The organism is Tsuneonella flava (genome assembly GCF_002870965.1).
Lineage (GTDB): Bacteria > Pseudomonadota > Alphaproteobacteria > Sphingomonadales > Sphingomonadaceae > Tsuneonella > Tsuneonella flava.
In genome coordinates this window covers 605,484-623,728 of record NZ_PHSO01000005.1, presented here as the reverse complement: position 1 = coordinate 623,728, position 18,245 = coordinate 605,484, and the positions used below count along the sequence as shown (strand labels likewise).

At 56.6% G+C, this 18,245-nt stretch carries 6 protein-coding genes; all 6 read right to left on the bottom strand.

The annotated features are described in order from the left end of the window. Positions 1-15: 15 nt before the first annotated feature. On the bottom strand, positions 16-2,163 hold the full coding sequence (locus CV013_RS09860; protein ID WP_102155063.1) for a GmrSD restriction endonuclease domain-containing protein: 2,148 nt from the start codon (positions 2,161-2,163) through the stop codon (positions 16-18). A 92-nt stretch (positions 2,164-2,255) separates the two neighbouring features. Continuing rightward, the gene (locus tag CV013_RS09855) at positions 2,256-5,489 is read right to left on the bottom strand and encodes a type I restriction endonuclease subunit R (RefSeq protein WP_102155061.1); all 3,234 of its coding nucleotides are present in this window, start codon (positions 5,487-5,489) and stop codon (positions 2,256-2,258) included. Next, positions 5,486-6,751, bottom strand: a complete 1,266-nt coding sequence (locus CV013_RS09850; protein WP_157935756.1) for a restriction endonuclease subunit S domain-containing protein — start codon at positions 6,749-6,751, stop codon at positions 5,486-5,488. Before CV013_RS09850 ends, CV013_RS09855 begins: the two co-directional genes overlap by 4 nt. Positions 6,752-6,753: 2 nt before the next feature. Further along, complete coding sequence (locus tag CV013_RS09845) at positions 6,754-8,796, bottom strand: type I restriction-modification system subunit M (protein WP_102155056.1); 2,043 nt, start codon at positions 8,794-8,796, stop codon at positions 6,754-6,756. A gap of 226 nt (positions 8,797-9,022) precedes the next feature. Beyond that, positions 9,023-14,986 (bottom strand): DEAD/DEAH box helicase, encoded by a 5,964-nt coding sequence (locus CV013_RS09835; protein ID WP_102155054.1) that lies wholly within the window; start codon positions 14,984-14,986, stop codon positions 9,023-9,025. Then, the gene (locus tag CV013_RS09830; RefSeq protein ID WP_232806584.1) at positions 14,973-18,164 is read right to left on the bottom strand and encodes an STY4851/ECs_5259 family protein; all 3,192 of its coding nucleotides are present in this window, start codon (positions 18,162-18,164) and stop codon (positions 14,973-14,975) included. Before CV013_RS09830 ends, CV013_RS09835 begins: the two co-directional genes overlap by 14 nt. Between the last annotated feature and the right edge of the window lie 81 nt (positions 18,165-18,245).

Here is an 18,245-nt window from a genome sequence, read left to right as displayed (position 1 = left end):
GAATGGTTTGCGCGCCTAAAGCAAAGCGGTTGAACCAAAGCGCTTTCCAAGGAAGGCCTGCACTTCGCTCATGGGCATTTCCGGTGAAGAGTTGCCACTCCGAACGTACAGCTTTTCGGATTTTAACCCGTTCTTGTCGGCAACGCTGATGACCACCGCAGCATCGGCTGGCCTAACATCAATCTGACAAATTTCGCTGCCCTCCACTTCGGGGAATGCAATCTTCAGTTTCGAAGCGGTGAAATTTTGCCCGAATGCATCGGCAAAAAGGTTGCGCAGGTGAATTTCAAACCGGTCTTTGTCGGCATCGCCCAGCGACGCATAATCATGATCCAGACCGACTGCTTCACCGACATCGGAAACGCCGATGAGCAGTGTGCCGCCACCATAACTATTGGCAAATGCGGCAATAGTTTTGACAACGACCTGCTCGAGACCCTTGTTGACCTTGGCTTCCTTGATATCCCAACGCAAAGTTTGCTTGAACTCCAACTCTTCGCTTTCACCCTCGGCAATCATCTCAGCCAGTGTGATGGGTGCCTCCGCCTCTTTGGTTTCGGTGATCGAGCTCAAGAACCCATTCAATGCATTCGCCAGCATCGTTCGCCTAGCGTGGAGAAAGCTCTCGTAATTTTCGATTTTCCAGAGCTCTGGATCTGAAGGGATGCATTGCTTGGCTAGCGCATCCGGATTCTTATCGTCGATTTCTGCAAGATAATCTTCTGCGTTCGTCGCACTCTTCGCTCGATTGGCGATCTGTGTGAGAATGGCGCGATTGGTGATCTCTTGCGCGAGGGAATACTTCAAACGGTTCTCTTTGCCGTATCCAGCGTCGCGCAGTTTCGAGAACGGGAAAATGTGATCGTTTTCGAGCTGATACTTCTTTCCCATGGGTTGAGCCAATTTGACTCCTGTCGTCAGACAAGTTGCGCCCTGACTCTTGAAGTACCATCGCATCATCGGAAATAGGGGATGCGATATCGCGCGCCCAACGAACTCATCGGCGACAATCTCTAGGGGCCGTTCGTCCTTTATGACCTGCAGCAGCTCATCGAATGGTTGATCGGATTCCTTGATCACGCGGAGATCACGATCGAGCTTCTGGGGCAGCTGAGAGATGTAGCGATAGCGGATCTGGGAATAGTAGAACCACTTGACCAGCTTCTTAATCTGCATCCCTGAGAGATGGCTATCCTGTTGATAGCAATAAGCAATAATCGGTATCAGTGCATACACCGAGTTGATTTCGTCCGTATGATCGACGAATGCATGGGACTGCATGATATTGGCAACGTAATCGAGAGTTTGCTCTTCGAGCTTCTTCCAAGCCGCCCGGATGGGCGCATCATTGGCCTGGTCATGCAGAAGTCGCATATTCGAACCGGAATGGTGCAAACAAGCGAGCAGGGCGTAGACGACAAAATCAAGTTTGAAGACGTAACCCCTGCCTTCGAGTTCGGTCAATTTTGCCTTGAACGTGTCACGCGCCTGAGGCCAATAACCTGAAATCTGGGCTAGAGCCAATTCGGCCTCGGTCAACGAGACGCCGCTCGCATTGACCTTATAGAAGATGTCGATCGCTTCGCGAATTGTCGCCTTCACCGGTATCGTTTGCTCGGGGAACTCCCGGTCAAGGATGTTCTCGATGGATTTCACGTTGTCGTCGATCAGATCGTCGCGTTCGCGAGTCACCTCTTCGCCCTTGTCTTCCAAAGCGCGGACGACATCCTTAGCTCGGATCTTGCGCTGAAAAATATCGGTCAGATTCTGCCAGCGCGGATCGTTCTCCATCTTGAGCTTCTTGTAGTACTCCAGCTCTCTGGTCTCGACATTCACATAAAGGCCGCGCGTGTCGTTGAGAATTTCCGGAGCAGTATAGTAGGGCGGCAAACCTCCACGAATGAGCATATACAAGGTTGTCAGCCGCTGCTGCCCGTCCAAAAGGATCCTTACAGCGCCCTGCTTCTCATCGTATTTGTGAGGCCCCTTCAATTCGGGAGGGTTGTTAGTCTCCCAGGTCAGCATCGTCCCCGTTGGATATTCCTTGATAAGGGAGTCCACCAACTGCTTCGCATCGTCGCGCTTCCAAACGTACTCGCGTTGAAAGGCCGGCACAAAGAGCTGCTTCTCGTCGATTTTGTCTAGGGCCTGAGAAATCTTCATCTAGTGTTCCTAAATTCCCAACACACTGTATCTCTTATCAGGCTCCAACTGCCTGGCCATCCGGACGTTTTATTCAGAGCTTTTTGTGCGGTTCATGCACCATCGAGATCTCCAAGATCGATGTCTCTGCCCTCTTTGATCAGATCGTAAATAAGGTTGGTAAGGATACCTAGGCCCTGCCTGTCCTCTTTGAGGAGATGCGTGGCCAGAGCATTGTTTGAGCCCATCGCACGCACCACCGCTCCTTGAACCGCTCCTGGAAGGCTTCCTTTCAAAGCCTGCTCTTTGGAGTTTTCCTTGACTTGGGCCCTCACGATACTGTTTTCGCGAGTGATCGACGCGATTTGGTTCACGAAGCTCGCTTGATCCTTGATTGGAGCAGCCTCGCCAAAGATCCCGTTCAGTCGTTCGATAAGGTCTTGAAGGTAGACAGGAAGTTTCCCTGGCGATTTCGATCCACCGGCTCCCACGGGCTTTAAATTCGGATCGGGATCATCTCCGCCTTCGCCTTGAGCATCATTCTTTTTGATGTCGTAGCCCGTTAGGGAAATACCTCTTAAGTCGACGTGCTCAGGGGGGACGCCATTAAGGCGGTTTGCGAGAAGTTTTGTGAAGGCCGCAAAATTCTCCATGCTCGGATCCCCGAGATCGAGCAGTTGAGCAATGTATGTGTATGTTCTGGAGAATCTCGACAGGCCCGATTTGAACTCTAGCAATCCACCAATGCTTTCTTCTACTTGCACCCTTTCATGCTCGGCTTTCTTCGCGGTGGCATCATCTCCCGCTTCGGTTGCCTTCTGAAATTCAGATTCGCACCGCTCGGCTTCCTCACGCAGCATTTTGAGGCGAGCGTTAAACTTGTCGGTCGGCCTTTGGGTGGCCGCAAACATCGCCTTATGGTGATCTTCTTTTCCGGTGTCGAAAGTCTTGGCCGTTTCGAAGCGAGCTATCTTGAAGGCTTCGATGTCTTCATCCGAGTAAAGACCCTGCGCGTCGAGTGTGTCCTTCAAATCGTAGATTACGTTGGGATCTTGAACTTCGGTGATCTGCGCGCCTGAATCGTATTTCTTGAAGGCCGCTCGGATTGCTTCTGGGTCGTTCACGAAGTCTACGACGAAGGTCTCTTCTTTTCCTGGGAATGTGCGATTGAGGCGCGACAGCGTTTGAACGATCTCAACTTCGTTCGCGATCTTCTTGTCGACATACATGGCGACAAGCTTCGGCTGATCGAAACCCGTCTGAAATTTGTTGGCCACCAACATGACCCTGAATTCTGGACGATCAAATGCGATTCGAAGGTCTTTGACCTGAACGCCCCTGTTCATGTTGCTTTCGGTGAATTCCGCATCCTCGTCACATACGAACAGCTCACCAGCAATTTGTGCGTCGTCGGAATGCATGACGTCCTTGCCGCTGAGCTTCCCCGAGAAAGCGATGAGCGCGCGGACGTCTTTGTATTGAGGATTGGCCGCGACAAAGACATCGAAAGATTTCTTGTAGCGAACAGCTGCTGCACGCGAGCTCGTCACCACCATTGCCTTCGCCTTTCCATCAAGGAGAGGTGATACGTTGTGCCGGAAGTGCTCCATGATGAACTGCACCTTTTGGGTGACGTTCGTGGGATGCAGGCTCATCCATTTGGCGAGCGCCCGTTTGGCTGCCTTGCCGTCCACGCGCTTCTTGTCTTCTAGTTCTTTCCCCAGGTTGAAGGCCGTCTTGTAAGAAACATAGCCCTTTAGCACGTCGAGGATGAAACCCTCATCGATGGCTTGGCGCATCTCGTATTTATGGAAGGCACGCGGCAGATTATCTGGGGCCGCCGGTCGGGATGGGTCTTGCGGCCGTCCGAACAGCATCAAGGTCGAGTGCTTTGGCGTCGCAGTAAACGCAAAATGCGACAAGTTTTTCGGGCGGGCGCGGCTTTTCTGAATCTCGGTCAAAAGCTCTTCGACCGTCATATTTGCGGTGTCTTTTGCCGACGAAAGTGCGAGGGTCGCCTGCAGCTTCGAGGCTGTGCTGCCAGTTTGCGAGGTATGTGCCTCATCTATGATCACGGCAAAGCTGCGGTCCCTCAACGATGTTTCCGTCAGGATTGCTTCCATCGCATGCGGGAAGGTTTGGAGAGTCACCACAATAATCGGGACGCCCTTCAGCATGGCTTCCGTCAGCTGTGCGGTCTTTGTCTTTGAGCTTGTCTCTCGATCAATCGCAGCGATCATGCCCTTGCGATGGTCGATCTGCTGGACGGCGTCTTGTAGCTGGCCATCCAGCACAGTCCGGTCTGTCACGATGACCACCGTGTCAAAAACTGCCTTGCCGTCGTCATGGCGCAGTTTGGTCAAGTCATGCGCTGTCCAGGCTATCGTAGATGTCTTGCCCGAACCTGCACTGTGTTCGCAGAGGTAAGCTTGGCCAGGTCCCTTCTCCTTGGCATCTGCGATCATCTTGTTGACCGCGTCATGCTGGTGGAAGCGCGGGAAGATGAGCGTCTCCTTGACCGACCAATTGCCCTTTAGGTCCACCACATCCTTCTTCTCGACATAGACGAAGCTATGGAAGATCCGGAGGAAGGCATCCGGCTGGCAAATCTCTTCCCAGAAATAGGCGACAGGGTATTCGCCGTCGTCACGAGGGGGATTGCCGCCTTTACCGTTATGGCCACGGTTAAAGGGCAGGAAATAGGTATTCTCCCCCGCCAGCTTCGTAGCCATCCAAATCTCGCTATCGGACATCGCGAAATGCACGATGGCACCGCGTTTAAATGTGAGCAGCGGGTGCTTGCGCCCGGTGGCAGGGTCTTCGGGCAGGCGGTCGCGCTTATACTGCTCGCGCGCGCTTTCGGCAGACTGGGTGAAATCAGTTTTCAGTTCGACGGTCGCGACGGGCAGCCCGTTGATGAAAAGGCCTAGATCGATCGCAAGCTCGCGACCGGGATGGTACTTCAGCTGCGGCACCACACGCAGTCGGTTGGCGGCATAGCGTTCGAGGATTGTCTCGTTGCGCTGGTCCTCGGGTGCAGCCTCGGACATATCGATCTGCCCGCAGCCCGCAATGGAAAAGCCACGACGCAGAACCTGGATGGTACCGTGTTTCGCCAAAGCCGCATCCAGACGCGAGAGCAACGTTTCGCGGGCACGCTCACCATTCAATGCGACGAGCTTTTCCCACTTGGGGCCTTGGGTCTGTTTGATCCAGGCCTCCACATCCTCGGTGTAGACGGCGGTATCCTGATGAAAGCCTATGGTTTCGCCGAGCAGCCAGCCCTGTTCAGTCAGCTTTTTGACGACATAGGCTTCAAGGTGTTTTTCATGGTGCAAATCGCTCATGCTTCGGCCTTCACCTCAACTTTACCGGTCACAGCTGCAGTGATGAGCGCCGCGCGCTTTTCTTTCAAAAGCGCGATAGTGCTTTCCGTCTTTTCAATAAGATCCCGAATTCGATCCAATTCGAGGTCAATTCGGTTTGCAATCGCTTCCTGTTCATCCATTGGAGGCAGGAAAATCGGCAGCTCTAAGAATTTCTCTGGCTCCATACGCCATTGATCGGTCCGAATACCGTTGGAAATCAAGCGATAAACCCAAGGCATTGGCCGAGCACGCAGGTAATGGTGCATATATTTGGGGTTGTGCTCGCCAATTGGCGTCATCACCACATAGTCGGGTGATGTGATACCTAGGTGTGGAGAAATCCCCATTGAGCCCTGCCAGGCCTTCATCTTGTTGATCGCCAAGTCATTTGGCTCGACCAATTGATATTTGGAGAGGTCTTCTGGAGTCTTGTTGATGTTATCGCTCCGCGACGCTTTCTCAATTACGCCAAACTCACGATAAACGGACAGCACGGTCAGCTCATCGTAGCCTTGACGTTTTACCTGCTTGAAGTGATTCTTGATCCGCGCGCGCCGCCAATGCGCGGGCACAATGCCACGCCATTCTACGCCGCTGTCTTTCGTTGGTGCGCCAGGATCGATACCCCTTCGGACGAAATGCGAGATCATCGCTTTCTCTTTGTCGTCTAGAACGGCAATGAAGCGCGCTTTTTGCGCGATCAACCCATCAATCCGTCCGGTCTCGTTGTCGAGAAATTCGGCGATATATGATTGTTCTTCGAGTGGCGGAAATACTAGTGGCAGATGGCGCATATCGTCGTACTTGAGTGATTGACGCATGCCACCGCCCATCGCGTAGAAGACCTTCTGAAGATCATAGGAGCGCATCAAGTAGGACATGAATTCAGGCAATATTCCAACAGGGGAAACGGCCAAGTATGCCGATGTAATGATGCCTGTCTCGAGGCTGATTGCAGAACGCAAACTACGCTTGTCATTCTGCAGATCGGTTAGACGGAATACCAATTCGCCGGGCTCCACGATTTGATATGTCTCATATGATTCAGGGACCAAACCATCGTTCGCTTCCATGCTCTTACGAACAATGCGGCCGTAACTCAGCGAAAGCAGATTATCGCTTTTCATTCCCGTATTTTTGCGTTTTCGCTCTATGGTGTGGGCGAAGAAGGGTGCCTCGTTCCAATGTTCTGGAATCGATTCAATCCACGTTGCTTTGCGGGTGGGTTTGGTCGTGGGCAAAGTCATTCCGTTACTTCAGCCAAAACTGCAGCAATGGAAGCCTCGATTGCTTTCAGCTCCGCATCAATCGCGTCCAGATCGCGCGGCGGCACGTATTCGTAGAAATAACGATTGAAGTTTATCTCATAGCCAACGATCCCGATGCCTCCATCGGTTTCATCGACGTATGTCTCGTCGATATAGGCATCATAGACGTGGGGAGTTACCTCGGTTTCGAGGTAGTCATGGATGTCGGTGCCCATGGGTACGTTTTCGTAATCGGTCAGATCTTCGTCGGGGATCAGGTTGCCCTTTTTGTCCTTCACTGGGTCAAGATCTTCGTCCCGCACGCCAAAGGCCTTTTGAAATGCCTTGATCAGCGCCGCATCGGCTTTGCCGAGGCTCGCGTCCTTTTTCGCCACCGACTTGGCAAATTTGTCGATCCAGTGCCAGTCATGGGCTGTGCCGGCATGCTCCACTAACACCTCGCACCAGCCTTGCCGCTGATCATCGGTGCGCTTCTCCCAAGCCTTGTGTTCAGCAAGCGCCTCAAAACCGGGGTCAGAGACGACGATTTTGTGGCGCAGGGGGCGCAGCACCCGAATTCGGCGATAGCCAAACTCTTCCGCGTCGAGAATGAGGCTCTTTTTCGTCGATTCGAAGTCGGCGTAGAGTTGCACAATATCGCGGATTTGATCGTCCCCGATTTTGCGCCGCTTGTTGCCCTCGCTCTTGCGGAGCGGCTCAAACATCTCGGTCGCGTCGATCAGCTGAACCTTACCCAGCCGCTCCTCTGACTTGCGATTGGACAAAACCCAAATGTAAGTGCCAATCCCCGTGCGGAAGAAGATCTCGGTCGGCAAGGCAATGATCGCCTCAACCACGTCTTGCTCAAGCAGATGACGACGAATTTCGGACTCACCCTGGCCGGCACTACCGTTGAAAAGGGGAGAGCCCGACAACACGATTGCCGCCCGCCCGCCGCCCTTTTCAGGGTCTTCGAGTTTGCTGAGCAGATGCAACAGGAACAGCATCGAGCCATCGCTGACGCGCGGCAGCTTGGGGCCAAAGCGCCCTTCGAATTTCTGGTCGCGGTGTTCGAGCACGACTTCGGCTTGGTCCAATTCCCATTTCTTGCCAAACGGCGGATTAGAGACGCAGTAATGGAATTTCTCGTGGCGGAATTTGTCGGCTGAGAGCGTACTGCCGAGCTTGATGTTCTGGGACAAATCGCGACCGGGATCCGACTTGAGCGTCTTCAGGAGCATACTTGCCAGACAAACCGCGTGGGTTTCGGATTCTAGCTCTTGTCCGTAGGGGACTAGTGTCGGGGCGGTACCATAGCGATCCTGCAGTGACTGCACGTGCTCCATGCCGTCGGAGATAAAGCCGCCAGTGCCGATTGTTGGGTCATAGAGCGTGCGGATGATGCCAGGGTTGTCGATAAACATTTGATCATCCGGTTCGAGCAAAAGCTCGATGCCCAAGTGAACAACGTCGCGGGGCGTCATGAAATCCTCGGCCGCCTCGTTCACCTCGGCCCCGAACCGGCGGATCAGGTGTTCATAGACATTGGACATGGTCCGCTCTGGAACGGCGTCGGGATGGAGGTCGATGGCAGCGAAGTTCTGGCAGATCTTGAAGAGAACGCCCTTCTTGTCCATCTGACTGATTGTGTTGATGAAATCAAACTGCTCGAAGATTACCCGCGCGTTGCCGGAGAACTTCGCGATATAGTCTTCAAGGTTCTGACGTGTGCGGCCAGCCCCTAATGTTTCGAGGCTGTAGCTTGATGTGTTGTAGAACGGGTAGCCAGTTGCCTGACGGAGGATGACGTCGACATCGAGACCGTTTTCGATGGCCATTTTGTGCATCTTGGCGGCTTCTTCCCGAGTGGGCTCAAGAACACACTCCAGGCGTCGAAGAAGAGTGAAGGGAAGAATGATCTTGCCGAAATCGACGTGCTTGAAATTGCCCCAAAGATCATCCGCATTCTTCCAAATGAAGTCAGCGAGTGACGAGTGGGTGTTGTTGGCTTTTGCAGTCGTTGATGTCTGTGTGTTCAATGCTCAGGTCTCGTTCTGATTGGTTCTTACAAGCGGGAGCTCGCGGGCTCACAAAAAATATCAAATCCATCTTCGCCGTAGCCCGAAGCCGTCCGATCCGCCCCACTGCCCTGGTTGGCTTCAAGATTGAAGGCGTCGCGATTGTAGCAGTCGATCCAAGCGAGCGCTCTGAGTGCCATTGCCGTAAGGCTCGACCAACGCGACCGCGCGGCGAGGCCAAAATGGTTCACTTCGCACCTCTCTTCACTGCGTAGTAGCTCTCTCCCACGCCGGAAACCGCAGCCGATGAGCGCAAAAGCTCACTTGCCTGGGCAGCGGGTGCCGAACGAAAGTCATGTCGCGGCGGGCTACCCGCTATGCGCCAATATCCAAACCCTTGGTCGAGCAGCACGAGGACCTTCTGACCATCGGCGTATTCAAGCTCGAGCTTGCGGCCGTGGTCCGAATTCTCCGTGACCTGCAGGTCGACATCGAGGCCAAATTTTTCGCCCAAAAGCTCGGCTACTTCCGCTCGGTCATCCTCATAAGTCCAATCGTGTTTGATCTGATAAGGACTACGATCGTTCTTTAGTGGCTGAACCAGGATATCGACTTCAACGGGACTATCCACCTTCAAGTCAGCGGATAGAGCTTCGCACGTCCGCAGGAAGAGGAGCATGGTCAGCGGAGAGTTCAGGTAGCGGTCGGCGTAGGTGATCCGCACAAGACTGCCAGGCCTCCAAACACCAGCCGCTTCCATCTGCTGTTTCAGTTTCGAGCCAAAGCGTTTGCCAAACTGGCCAACCGGGCATTGCCCGAAACCTTGCATCAGCTCGACCTGATCACCAGCCGCACCCTGTCGCTCTAGATCTTCAGGGTTGATCGGGCTGTAGGCGGTGGGGCCGCTGAGAGTGCCAGCAACAATCGCATGCGTCTCACCCATGCCCCAGCGCTCACCCGGCTGCGTCGCAGACATATCGCGGGAGAAGAACCCTGTGGCGCGATCAGTCGAAATCAATTCGGCCAGCCGCTTGCTCTCGAAAGGCGCGTCTTCCCCTTTACCCAGGGCCAAAGAGAATTCGAACCGCACCGAGGCATCGCGCAAAAAGCGCCGTTCGACCTCTTCGAGCTTATCAAAAGAACTTGGATCAAGCACGAGCGTCACCGGAACGCCGCGGGCCGAGGCGGCAGAAAAGAACGTGCGCATCTTAGTAGAAGTCAGCTCTGCCAGATCGAACACGGTCGGCAACAAGACGGAAATGCTGTCTCCGCTTCGCGCTCTCAAAAGGAGTGTGTTTGCCGCGTCATTGATTGCTCTGGCATCGGGGACCGCACGATCTTCCTGCGGCAGTTCAGCATTCGTCTCAAGAAACGCCTGGACCGCGAGGAGAGCAGACCGGCGGTCGAGACGTCCCTGTTGCTTGTAGAGATCGGCAGCGAGGACGCAGGCCGAACACCCCATCTCGCATTCCTTGGGGCAATCGAGGACACGGGCCGCCCGTTCGAAGACATGATAGATGTCATCGAGAAGTCTCGGAGCGTATCCGGCACCTCCAGATGCCTCATCGAAGATGTAGACCGACGGCACTCTGCGACCGAGCTTGCTGTCTCGAGCTGCCACGGAAATTCCAAGCTCGCGCGGCTCGATTCCAAGCCAGCGTGCAAGACTCTCGCGCATGGCTGCGCCAAGCGCCCAGGCCGCACCGTCACTTTCCAGCCCAGGCAATTGCAGCTCAACCACATCGGTTAGAACTTCATGGCCCAGCGCTAGAGCACTCGTGATCGCATAACCTTCGTCATTGCCCGGACAGCGGTCTATCGCCTTTCGGTCCCTCGGCGAGAGCGGCCGATGGTCTTTGAGAGCGTCCGTCCCGGCATCCCCTGCACGCCCACACTCCAGGCAAATCTCGTAACCCTGGTCATTGGGTCCGCGAGAGTGATGGTAGATGTAACCTTCATGCGAAGCGCGGATCCGGCCGGTCTCAGGCTGCAGCATGGGTTGCCACAGGGCATCACCGACACTGACCTTCGGGGACTTGGGTTCGATGTAGACAGCCTGATCGGTGTCGGCATGCGGCTGAGCGCTCCAGTCGACCCGGAACCCAGCCGGTTCAAGAAACTGCTCGATGCTAATGCTTCGTTCGCCGCAATGGGCACACTGGTCTGGCATCTGGTGATCGCTGCCCGCCCCACCACAATGGTCGCACCACCAGGCCCAACGAAGGTTCTGCGGCTCACGCTGGCCACTGTCGATCGGGCTAAGCCAGTTGAGGGTGACCCCGGCCGATTTCCAAACCAGCCCGTCTACAACGACCTCTGCCCCTGGGGCATACTCTCGGATGGCGATATCGGCGTTGCGCGTCGGGCATTCATAGCGCCGATCACGCGCGCCTTCCTCTTCCGAACGATTGCGCTCCTGCGCCTTCTGCGTCTCGGCACAGAGGGTATCGAACGGGACAACTGATGTCGGAAAACCGCTCCCAGGGATAAGCGAGCGATTGGCGAGCTCCTTCAGGAGGAACTCCTTGCACAATCGCCGTGCCTGAAACTCGATCGCCTTCTTTGCCGGCCCTTCGAGCGCGTCCGAGTCTTCCTTTAGGCGCTGCCATGTGCGACGGAAATTCGCAGCTTCCTGCCCAAACATCTCCGCCGTATGCCCCCGGATTTCGGTGTCGTATTCGAGACCAGTTCCCCTGAGGAGCCGCAACAGACCTTCTTCGGTTGCGGATGCCGTTGTTGGTAGATCGAGCCATTCGCAAAAGGCGTCCACGGGAGCGAGACCTTCGAAAGGACGAAGGTCAGCACGACAGCCGAAGAAATCCCCAGTCTTGGTCCGGGCAAACTCCCCCTCAACCTCGCGGAACCATTGAGCGAGAAGATAGGCGTTCGCGTGACGTTGCGCGATCCGATCTGAATCAAGCGATACGCGCGGCGATGCGAGTTTGCGGCGCAAATAGCCAGCAGGATCGGCAAACGTTTCGAGATCGAGAGGTGTATTGCGGGCAATTGTGAGACTTGTCGAAAAGCCCTGTCCGCGGCGCCCCGCGCGACCGGCCCGCTGATTGTAGTTGGCGATCGAGGGTGGAACGTTGGTCATCAGCACGGCTTCGATCGAACCGATGTCGACACCCATTTCCATGGTGGTCGAGCAGGCGAGCAGGTTGATATCGCCTTCCTTGAACTGCTCCTCGAACTCCCGCAGCCGGTGCGGGGGCTGCTGGGCACTGTGCTCCTCGGCTCGAAGGTAGGGCGTGGCGAGCGCCGCCTGATCATGAAGATCGGTCCAAAGATGCAGCTGTCGAAGGGCTTGGACTAGCTTGTCCTCAACTAGCCAACCGCTGATCTCCTTCTTATCGGCAAAAGAGAGCGGTCGCGTGCGTGGAATCTTAGGAAACTCAACCGGCAAGACCGCTTTGCCGTCGATCCTGCTTCCAGACCCAACAAGATTGGGTGACCTACCAAATACAAGTCGCGGTAGAACGCGGCGCGTTAGGGGACATTGCCAAGCTCGATCAACCGCCTCGATCTCGGCCTTTTGCTCGAGCCGCAGGGTGAATGTACCGCCGACGCCTGCAAGCACGGGCGTGAGCTGTTCCCAAGCAGTTCGAAGTAGCTGATTGATCTCGTGTCTATGACGCGGCTCACCGACATCCAGCTTCAACGCTGTCGCGAGGAGCAGGACTGCTGCGGGCTGCGTGCCCTTGGTATTGACTGAGGGCCAGCTGATATCACGCTTTGATCCAGGAGGTTGATCGGGCCCTATTACATTGCGAGGACGTGCCCTCCCTGGCATCCAGCGGGCGTCCCCATCATCGACGTCGAGCGCGAAATAGCTCCGCAAATAGTCGACCATGAAATACAGAAAATCGCGCCAGTCTTCGATGGAATAGCCCTTCTGGCCGACAAGCTCGGGTAGCTTATCCGGGCCAATCCGCTCGATATCCGGGAAACGGAGCCGTGCCAGGCCAAGGGTCTCCATCGCATTGGCGTTCCGCGGACGACGGGCGAGTTCGCGCAAGAGCATGAAGCGAGCCAGTGCTTCCCGGTTATCGTGAAAACGTTCGCTGCGATCGAGGTCCCAGACCTTGGCCATCATGCCAATCGCCGGCTCAGAAGCGAGCGCTGACACCAAGTCCTTCCAGCGTATTCCGGTTGCAGCGCCACCCGCGAGCTCCGCGTCAATCTTGGCGATATCATCTTTGAAGGCAGGCATGTCTGCCACAAGGTTCGCTAGAGCAGCCTTCTTCTTGAGCAGCTCTTCCCTGCGCTCATCGGTCAGGTCGCTACCCTGGGCAGCCTTCTGAACGGCATGATAGATGAAGCCGCGGACAAAGCCCCGCTCTCCGTTGGTTTCAATATTGGCGGCGAAGCGAGCAGTTCCCTGTCTGCTGTCCGAAAAGCTGATCAGCTGACGGCCATCGAACGGCAGGGCGTGCTCCGCCTGATGTGACGACACACCCTCAAGGAGGATCGGTGCCGCATTCTGGGTGAGGAACGGTGTGCCAAAGCGAAAGGGAAAGATGGCCGGTCGCCCGCGCCGCTTGTTTCCGAGACAGGCCGGGCAACGTCCCTCATCGAGCTGGGTCAGATGAAAATGCCCCGCCTCGCCAGTGAACTCTCCACTGGATACATCGAAAGCGGTCGCGCTCGCTTCGGATTTCGGGTTTATGGCAATCAGCCGCGGATGGCCGATCCCCTCATGCTCATCTTCTTCATCGTCATCATCATGATCGCGGTCACGATAGCTATCTTCACGAAACTCATCTGCATCATGATCACTTCGCCGCGGTACGATCCTGTCGCCCATGTCATCGGCCGGGAGGAAGGGCTCGCCACAGTCGAGGCAGTTCTGAATTTCGAACACCATCGACTGGCATTGGGGGCATTGGTCCCGATGGTCGAAGAGCACAGCGCCAAATGGCCAATCCTTGGGCCGCATCTCACCCGGGCAATCGACATTGATGCAGGTCCAGAGCCCGGCAACTGCCCGCGTGAAGCTGTGCGCTCGCATCGGCAGGACAGGCTTCGCTTCGCTTGCATTATGGGCCGACAGATCGAGCAAAATCCTTTCGGCGTCCGGCGAGAGCGCTTTGAGCGAGGCCAGGGTCTGGGGCTCACCTTCCAGCCTCTCGGCAACCGATGATGCTGCCGGATCATCGGACGCTGTCAGGACTTTCGAGAGATCGACCGGCTGCGGCTTTCCAACAACGACATGCGCCCGCTCAAGCGGAACGCCAGCAATGTCGGCAAGGAATCTCTGAAGGTCTTCGCGGGCCTTCTGGTCGTCCGCAGAGCCGATGGTCGCCGACGTCGCAACGAAGCGGACCTGATCCGGCGTCACATCGAATGCGTTCATCACCCGGCGAAGCAGGAGCGAGAGCTCCGCCGCTGCCGAGCCGATGTAGCTATGCGCCTCGTCGATCACGATCCAGCGCAACTTCCCTTTTGATGCATCGAGGATAGGACGATCCTCGCGCCGGATCGTCATGTATTCGAGCATCGTCTGGTTGGTAACGAGGATTGGTGGTGGGTTGGCCCGGAGGGTTTCGCGGTAAAGAACCTGATGCGGTATCTCGTGCTCGGCCTTGTCGCGATTAGACTTCCGCGCCGTTCCCATCAATCCGTTGTAGAGGGCAAAGCGGACATCGCCGCGAAGCGGCTTGGTCCAGGCTGTAAGGCGCTTCTCCTGGCTCGCGATAAGAGCGTTCAGAGGGTAGAGCATCAGGGCCCGAACCCCTGTCAGAGGACCTTGCTCTTCGGACTCCCGGACCAGATCATCAAGCATCGGGACCAAGAAACATTCGGTCTTGCCCGACCCCGTGCCGCTCGAAACCAGAACCGATTGCGGCTCTTGCGTGCCGAGCAGTTCCCACGTCGCCAGCTGGTGCGCGTAGGCGGGGTAATCGAAGCGTAGATCAGTATCCGATGTTTGGGTGATCGCGTCGATTGTGCGCTGATGCAGCAGCGCTTGAAGTTGGTCGGGGCTCTTTCCTGAGGATACATAGCCGGGAGCAGCCTGAAAAAGCTGTTCGGAAAGGAGGCTACCGTTTGCTGGGTCCGTGCCGGCAAGAGTGCTCCGGAGAAAAGCGTTGAGCCCTTCGTGCCGGATGCCTGCGCGCGAGACGACCGCTTCCGCGAGGCCGGTCCTCAGCCGCTGATGCACCTCCATCGGCGACAATCGGGATGTAGGGAGGGGATCACTGGCGGCCATTCTTGAGCTCCGAAAGGGCATAGCCAAAGGCTTTGGCAAAGTAGTTGGGGTGACGTCGTTCGACGTCCTTGACGGTCAGGACTTGCTCCTTCTCGAGAGAAGCACGTCCGGTAGCGGAAAGTGCAGCGGCGAAAGGAGCATCGAAGACCCGCATCAGCGCTTCGACGAAGTTCTCTCTTGGCAGTAGCTCGCTGTAAGCAGGCCGAAAAGGGTTGAAGCCGCCGGCATCCATATTGATGCCCTCGCTTGTGTGGCTCGTGAAGTGGTTGCGCAGCTCTTCCCAGCTGAGCGGCGAGAAGTCCCGGCAAATGAGTGGCGCAAGCTGCGGCGCACGCGCCGCGATTTCGTTCTGACGTTCCGTGATGTTTGCCAACGCCCACTGAGGGTCATCGAGCCGGCTGACCAGATAATTGCCTTGAGCCTGAAAGGCAGCGTCCCAGGCCTTGATCGGCAAAAGAGACCAGCTTGAGCATAGGCCATCAAACAGCTCGAGGATCGTCGAGAGGTGTTGCTCCTCGCAGCGATAAAGAAGGAGCGGCGCAAGCGGACCGGTAATCTCAAACTTGCTGAAGATTTCGAACGTCTGCGGAGGCAAGCCATTGAGCGACAGCGCCAAATCCATGACTGCACGAATGGTCTGAGTCGCTTCAGAAGACATGGGCTCAGCAGCGAGTTCCTCCGCCAGCCGCACCAGGTCCTCGCGCGCTTGTAAAAGAGGCTGTGCCATTGCCCGGCCGAGCCGGTGTTGCGGAACGTCGTGAACCGGATCGCCGTCGATAAACTTTGGCCTCGTGAGGACGCGAGCACCTTCGCGCAGATAGACGAGCCATGGACCGCGCAATCGTGGCAGTTGGATCAATTGCCCTCCGAGGCCGCCAAGCAATCCGTCAAACGGACCGAAATCCACCTCTTTCTCGGGAGCACCAAGAAAGCGGCCGCCAACGCGGACATCCTCGCCGACAATGGCCGTTTTCGGGCGCAGCCCTCCCGAAGGTTCCCACTCAAGAGAATTGCCGAATTCCGTGACGTACCAGTTGTCATTGCTGCCGTTGTGAAAGTCGAGCCGGACCTGGGCATCGATGCCGAGCGGCCGCATCAAGGCGGCAATATCGTTGCGCAGAGCCGACAGGCCCAGTTCGACATCGACCTTCCAACTCGCCTCTAGCGACGCTCCAGCGTGATGGGCAACTTCGCCCATCAGCATCGCACGGCCCGGCGCGCGGGCAACGGTGTCACGAAGATCGGCGAGGCCTACGACAGTATCGCGCCTGAGAAGTTCGCCATCCCAGGTCGTCAGCCATTCTTTCGATCGCAAAGGCACATTGAGGTCGAAAGTGGAGCCATGCCTTGGGGTGAGGCGCAAGCCGAGCAGCGCGCGTCGGGGCGGATCGATCCGCACCCGCCAGCGATGGTCCGCAATCGGCGTTTCATCACTGAGCACCGCTTCTCCGGTCCAACCTTCCAAAAGGATTTCCGCATGGGCCGCATTGATCCGCTGGCTGAGTGCGAATTCAACCGGCAGAACCAGTGCACTCGTCCGGTCCCGAACATGCTTGGTCGTTCCATCGAGCCAGGCGAACTCGCAGTGTCCAGGGCCCGCGTTGACAAGATCATCGCGCCAGGCGCTTTCCCCTGCAAACCGCCAGCCGACCTCTCCGCGCATTGCAGTGCGCCGGGAAACCCCGTCTTCGACCTCTGCATGCAGCGGATGTTTGATCAACCGTTCGCCGCCGGGTGCCTGCACACCGGTCGCCTCTTGGGCGACTATGGTCAGGCGATCCTTACGATCTGCACTCTGCCCCGTCCGCACCAGAAATGCGTCGCCATTGGGCTTCTCGGCGATGATCTGGCCAGCACAGCGGTAGAGCGAACGACCAGGTGCAAAAGCAAAATCCTCGGCTTCGATCTCTGTATTGCTGTCCTTGCCGCGAAGCATCCAATCCTGCGGAACATCGACAAAGACTGGTTCGGCGCGATAACCACCTGACCCCTGACCGATAAGGGAAAACGTGCCTAGCTCCGTGTCTCCGGTCCGCCGCTCGAATATCCGCAGTCCATCCCCAACCGCTTTGCCGCCCGGCAGGACAAAGCTTTGGGCGAGTCTTTCGCCGCGGGCATGGAATTCGGCGGTGACGGAGAGGTCCAAGGGAAAATCGATCGCAGCTTCGCTGCGCATAGCACGCGCGATCCAGCAATTGCCTGATTCAACCTCCAGGTAAGCCAGCCGACCGGAGATACGGTCCGCCAAGGCACCCGAGGGCTGAAGAAACACCCGGACATATTCACCTGCGGACAGCACACGATCCTTGTCGTCCCAGCGACCTTCGAGATGGAAATCCAGACTTTCGCGCCATTCACCATCCTGCGAACGCATCAACCGTCCGACCCGGATGCTCCCTGTTCCGGTCAGCTTTCTGGCTTCAAGGAGCGTATCGATGAGGCCCGCAGCTGCCCCGTCGAGCGTCATCGGCAGTTCATCGCGCCAGTCTTCGTAAGCGTGGTCCAGCCGGGCCGAATAAGGGCGACCGTCAACTGGCACTTCCTTGTCGATGAATGCACGAAGCTCGACGATCTTGAGGGCAAGTTCCCCGCAGATTGCGTGCATTTCCGGACTGCGCCAGATTGAGGGAAGCAAATATTCGTTGCGTTCGCAGATCGAGACAGCGCTAGCGATGTCCTGGATGTCTGCCCCGAGCAGCTCACCGACTGCCCGCTCTAGGAAGCGACGCGGCCAGCTCGCACCGCCTGCGATTGCTGCTGCAGGAAAGCCCCCATGCCGCGCGAGATTGGAGAGACGCTGGTTTCCGTGCGCCGTGATAAGAGGTTCAACGCCCCAGGCATCGAAACCGCGGTCTGCAAGTGCCCGCCATTCCGATTGTGGGAGTTGGAGCTTCAAAACCGCTTCGATATCGGCCCAGCGCTGCATGCCGCCCTGGTAGGAGCGCCGAAACCAGTCTGCCGCCCACATGACGAAAGCTGGTGCTAGTGACGGTCGCAGCAAGTCAGATGCGAGATTGGCAGCAAGCTTCGCTTCGATCCGCTGAAAAATTCCCGGTGCGAGCTTGTAGCGGTAAAGCGGCAGTCCGGTGGGGCGAGGTAAACCAAGATCCCCGCAAGTCTTACCCAAAGGATGCGGTCCGCTATCTGCTGCCCTGGCCAGCTGGATCGCGCGGATCATCAGGATACGCGAGCCGCCGCTAGCGTGAATGTCATCGGCAATCTTGCGCAGTCGAACCGGGTCGTTTTGCGCCGCGTCGAT

Coding starts and splice junctions, on each gene's coding strand:
- CV013_RS09860 (WP_102155063.1), bottom strand. CDS start 2,163: ATGAAGATTTCTCAGGCCCTAGACAAAATCGACGAGAAGCAGCTCTTT.
- CV013_RS09855 (WP_102155061.1), bottom strand. CDS start 5,489: ATGAGCGATTTGCACCATGAAAAACACCTTGAAGCCTATGTCGTCAAA.
- CV013_RS09835 (WP_102155054.1), bottom strand. CDS start 14,986: ATGGCCGCCAGTGATCCCCTCCCTACATCCCGATTGTCGCCGATGGAG.
- CV013_RS09830 (WP_232806584.1), bottom strand. CDS start 18,164: ATGATCCGCGCGATCCAGCTGGCCAGGGCAGCAGATAGCGGACCGCAT.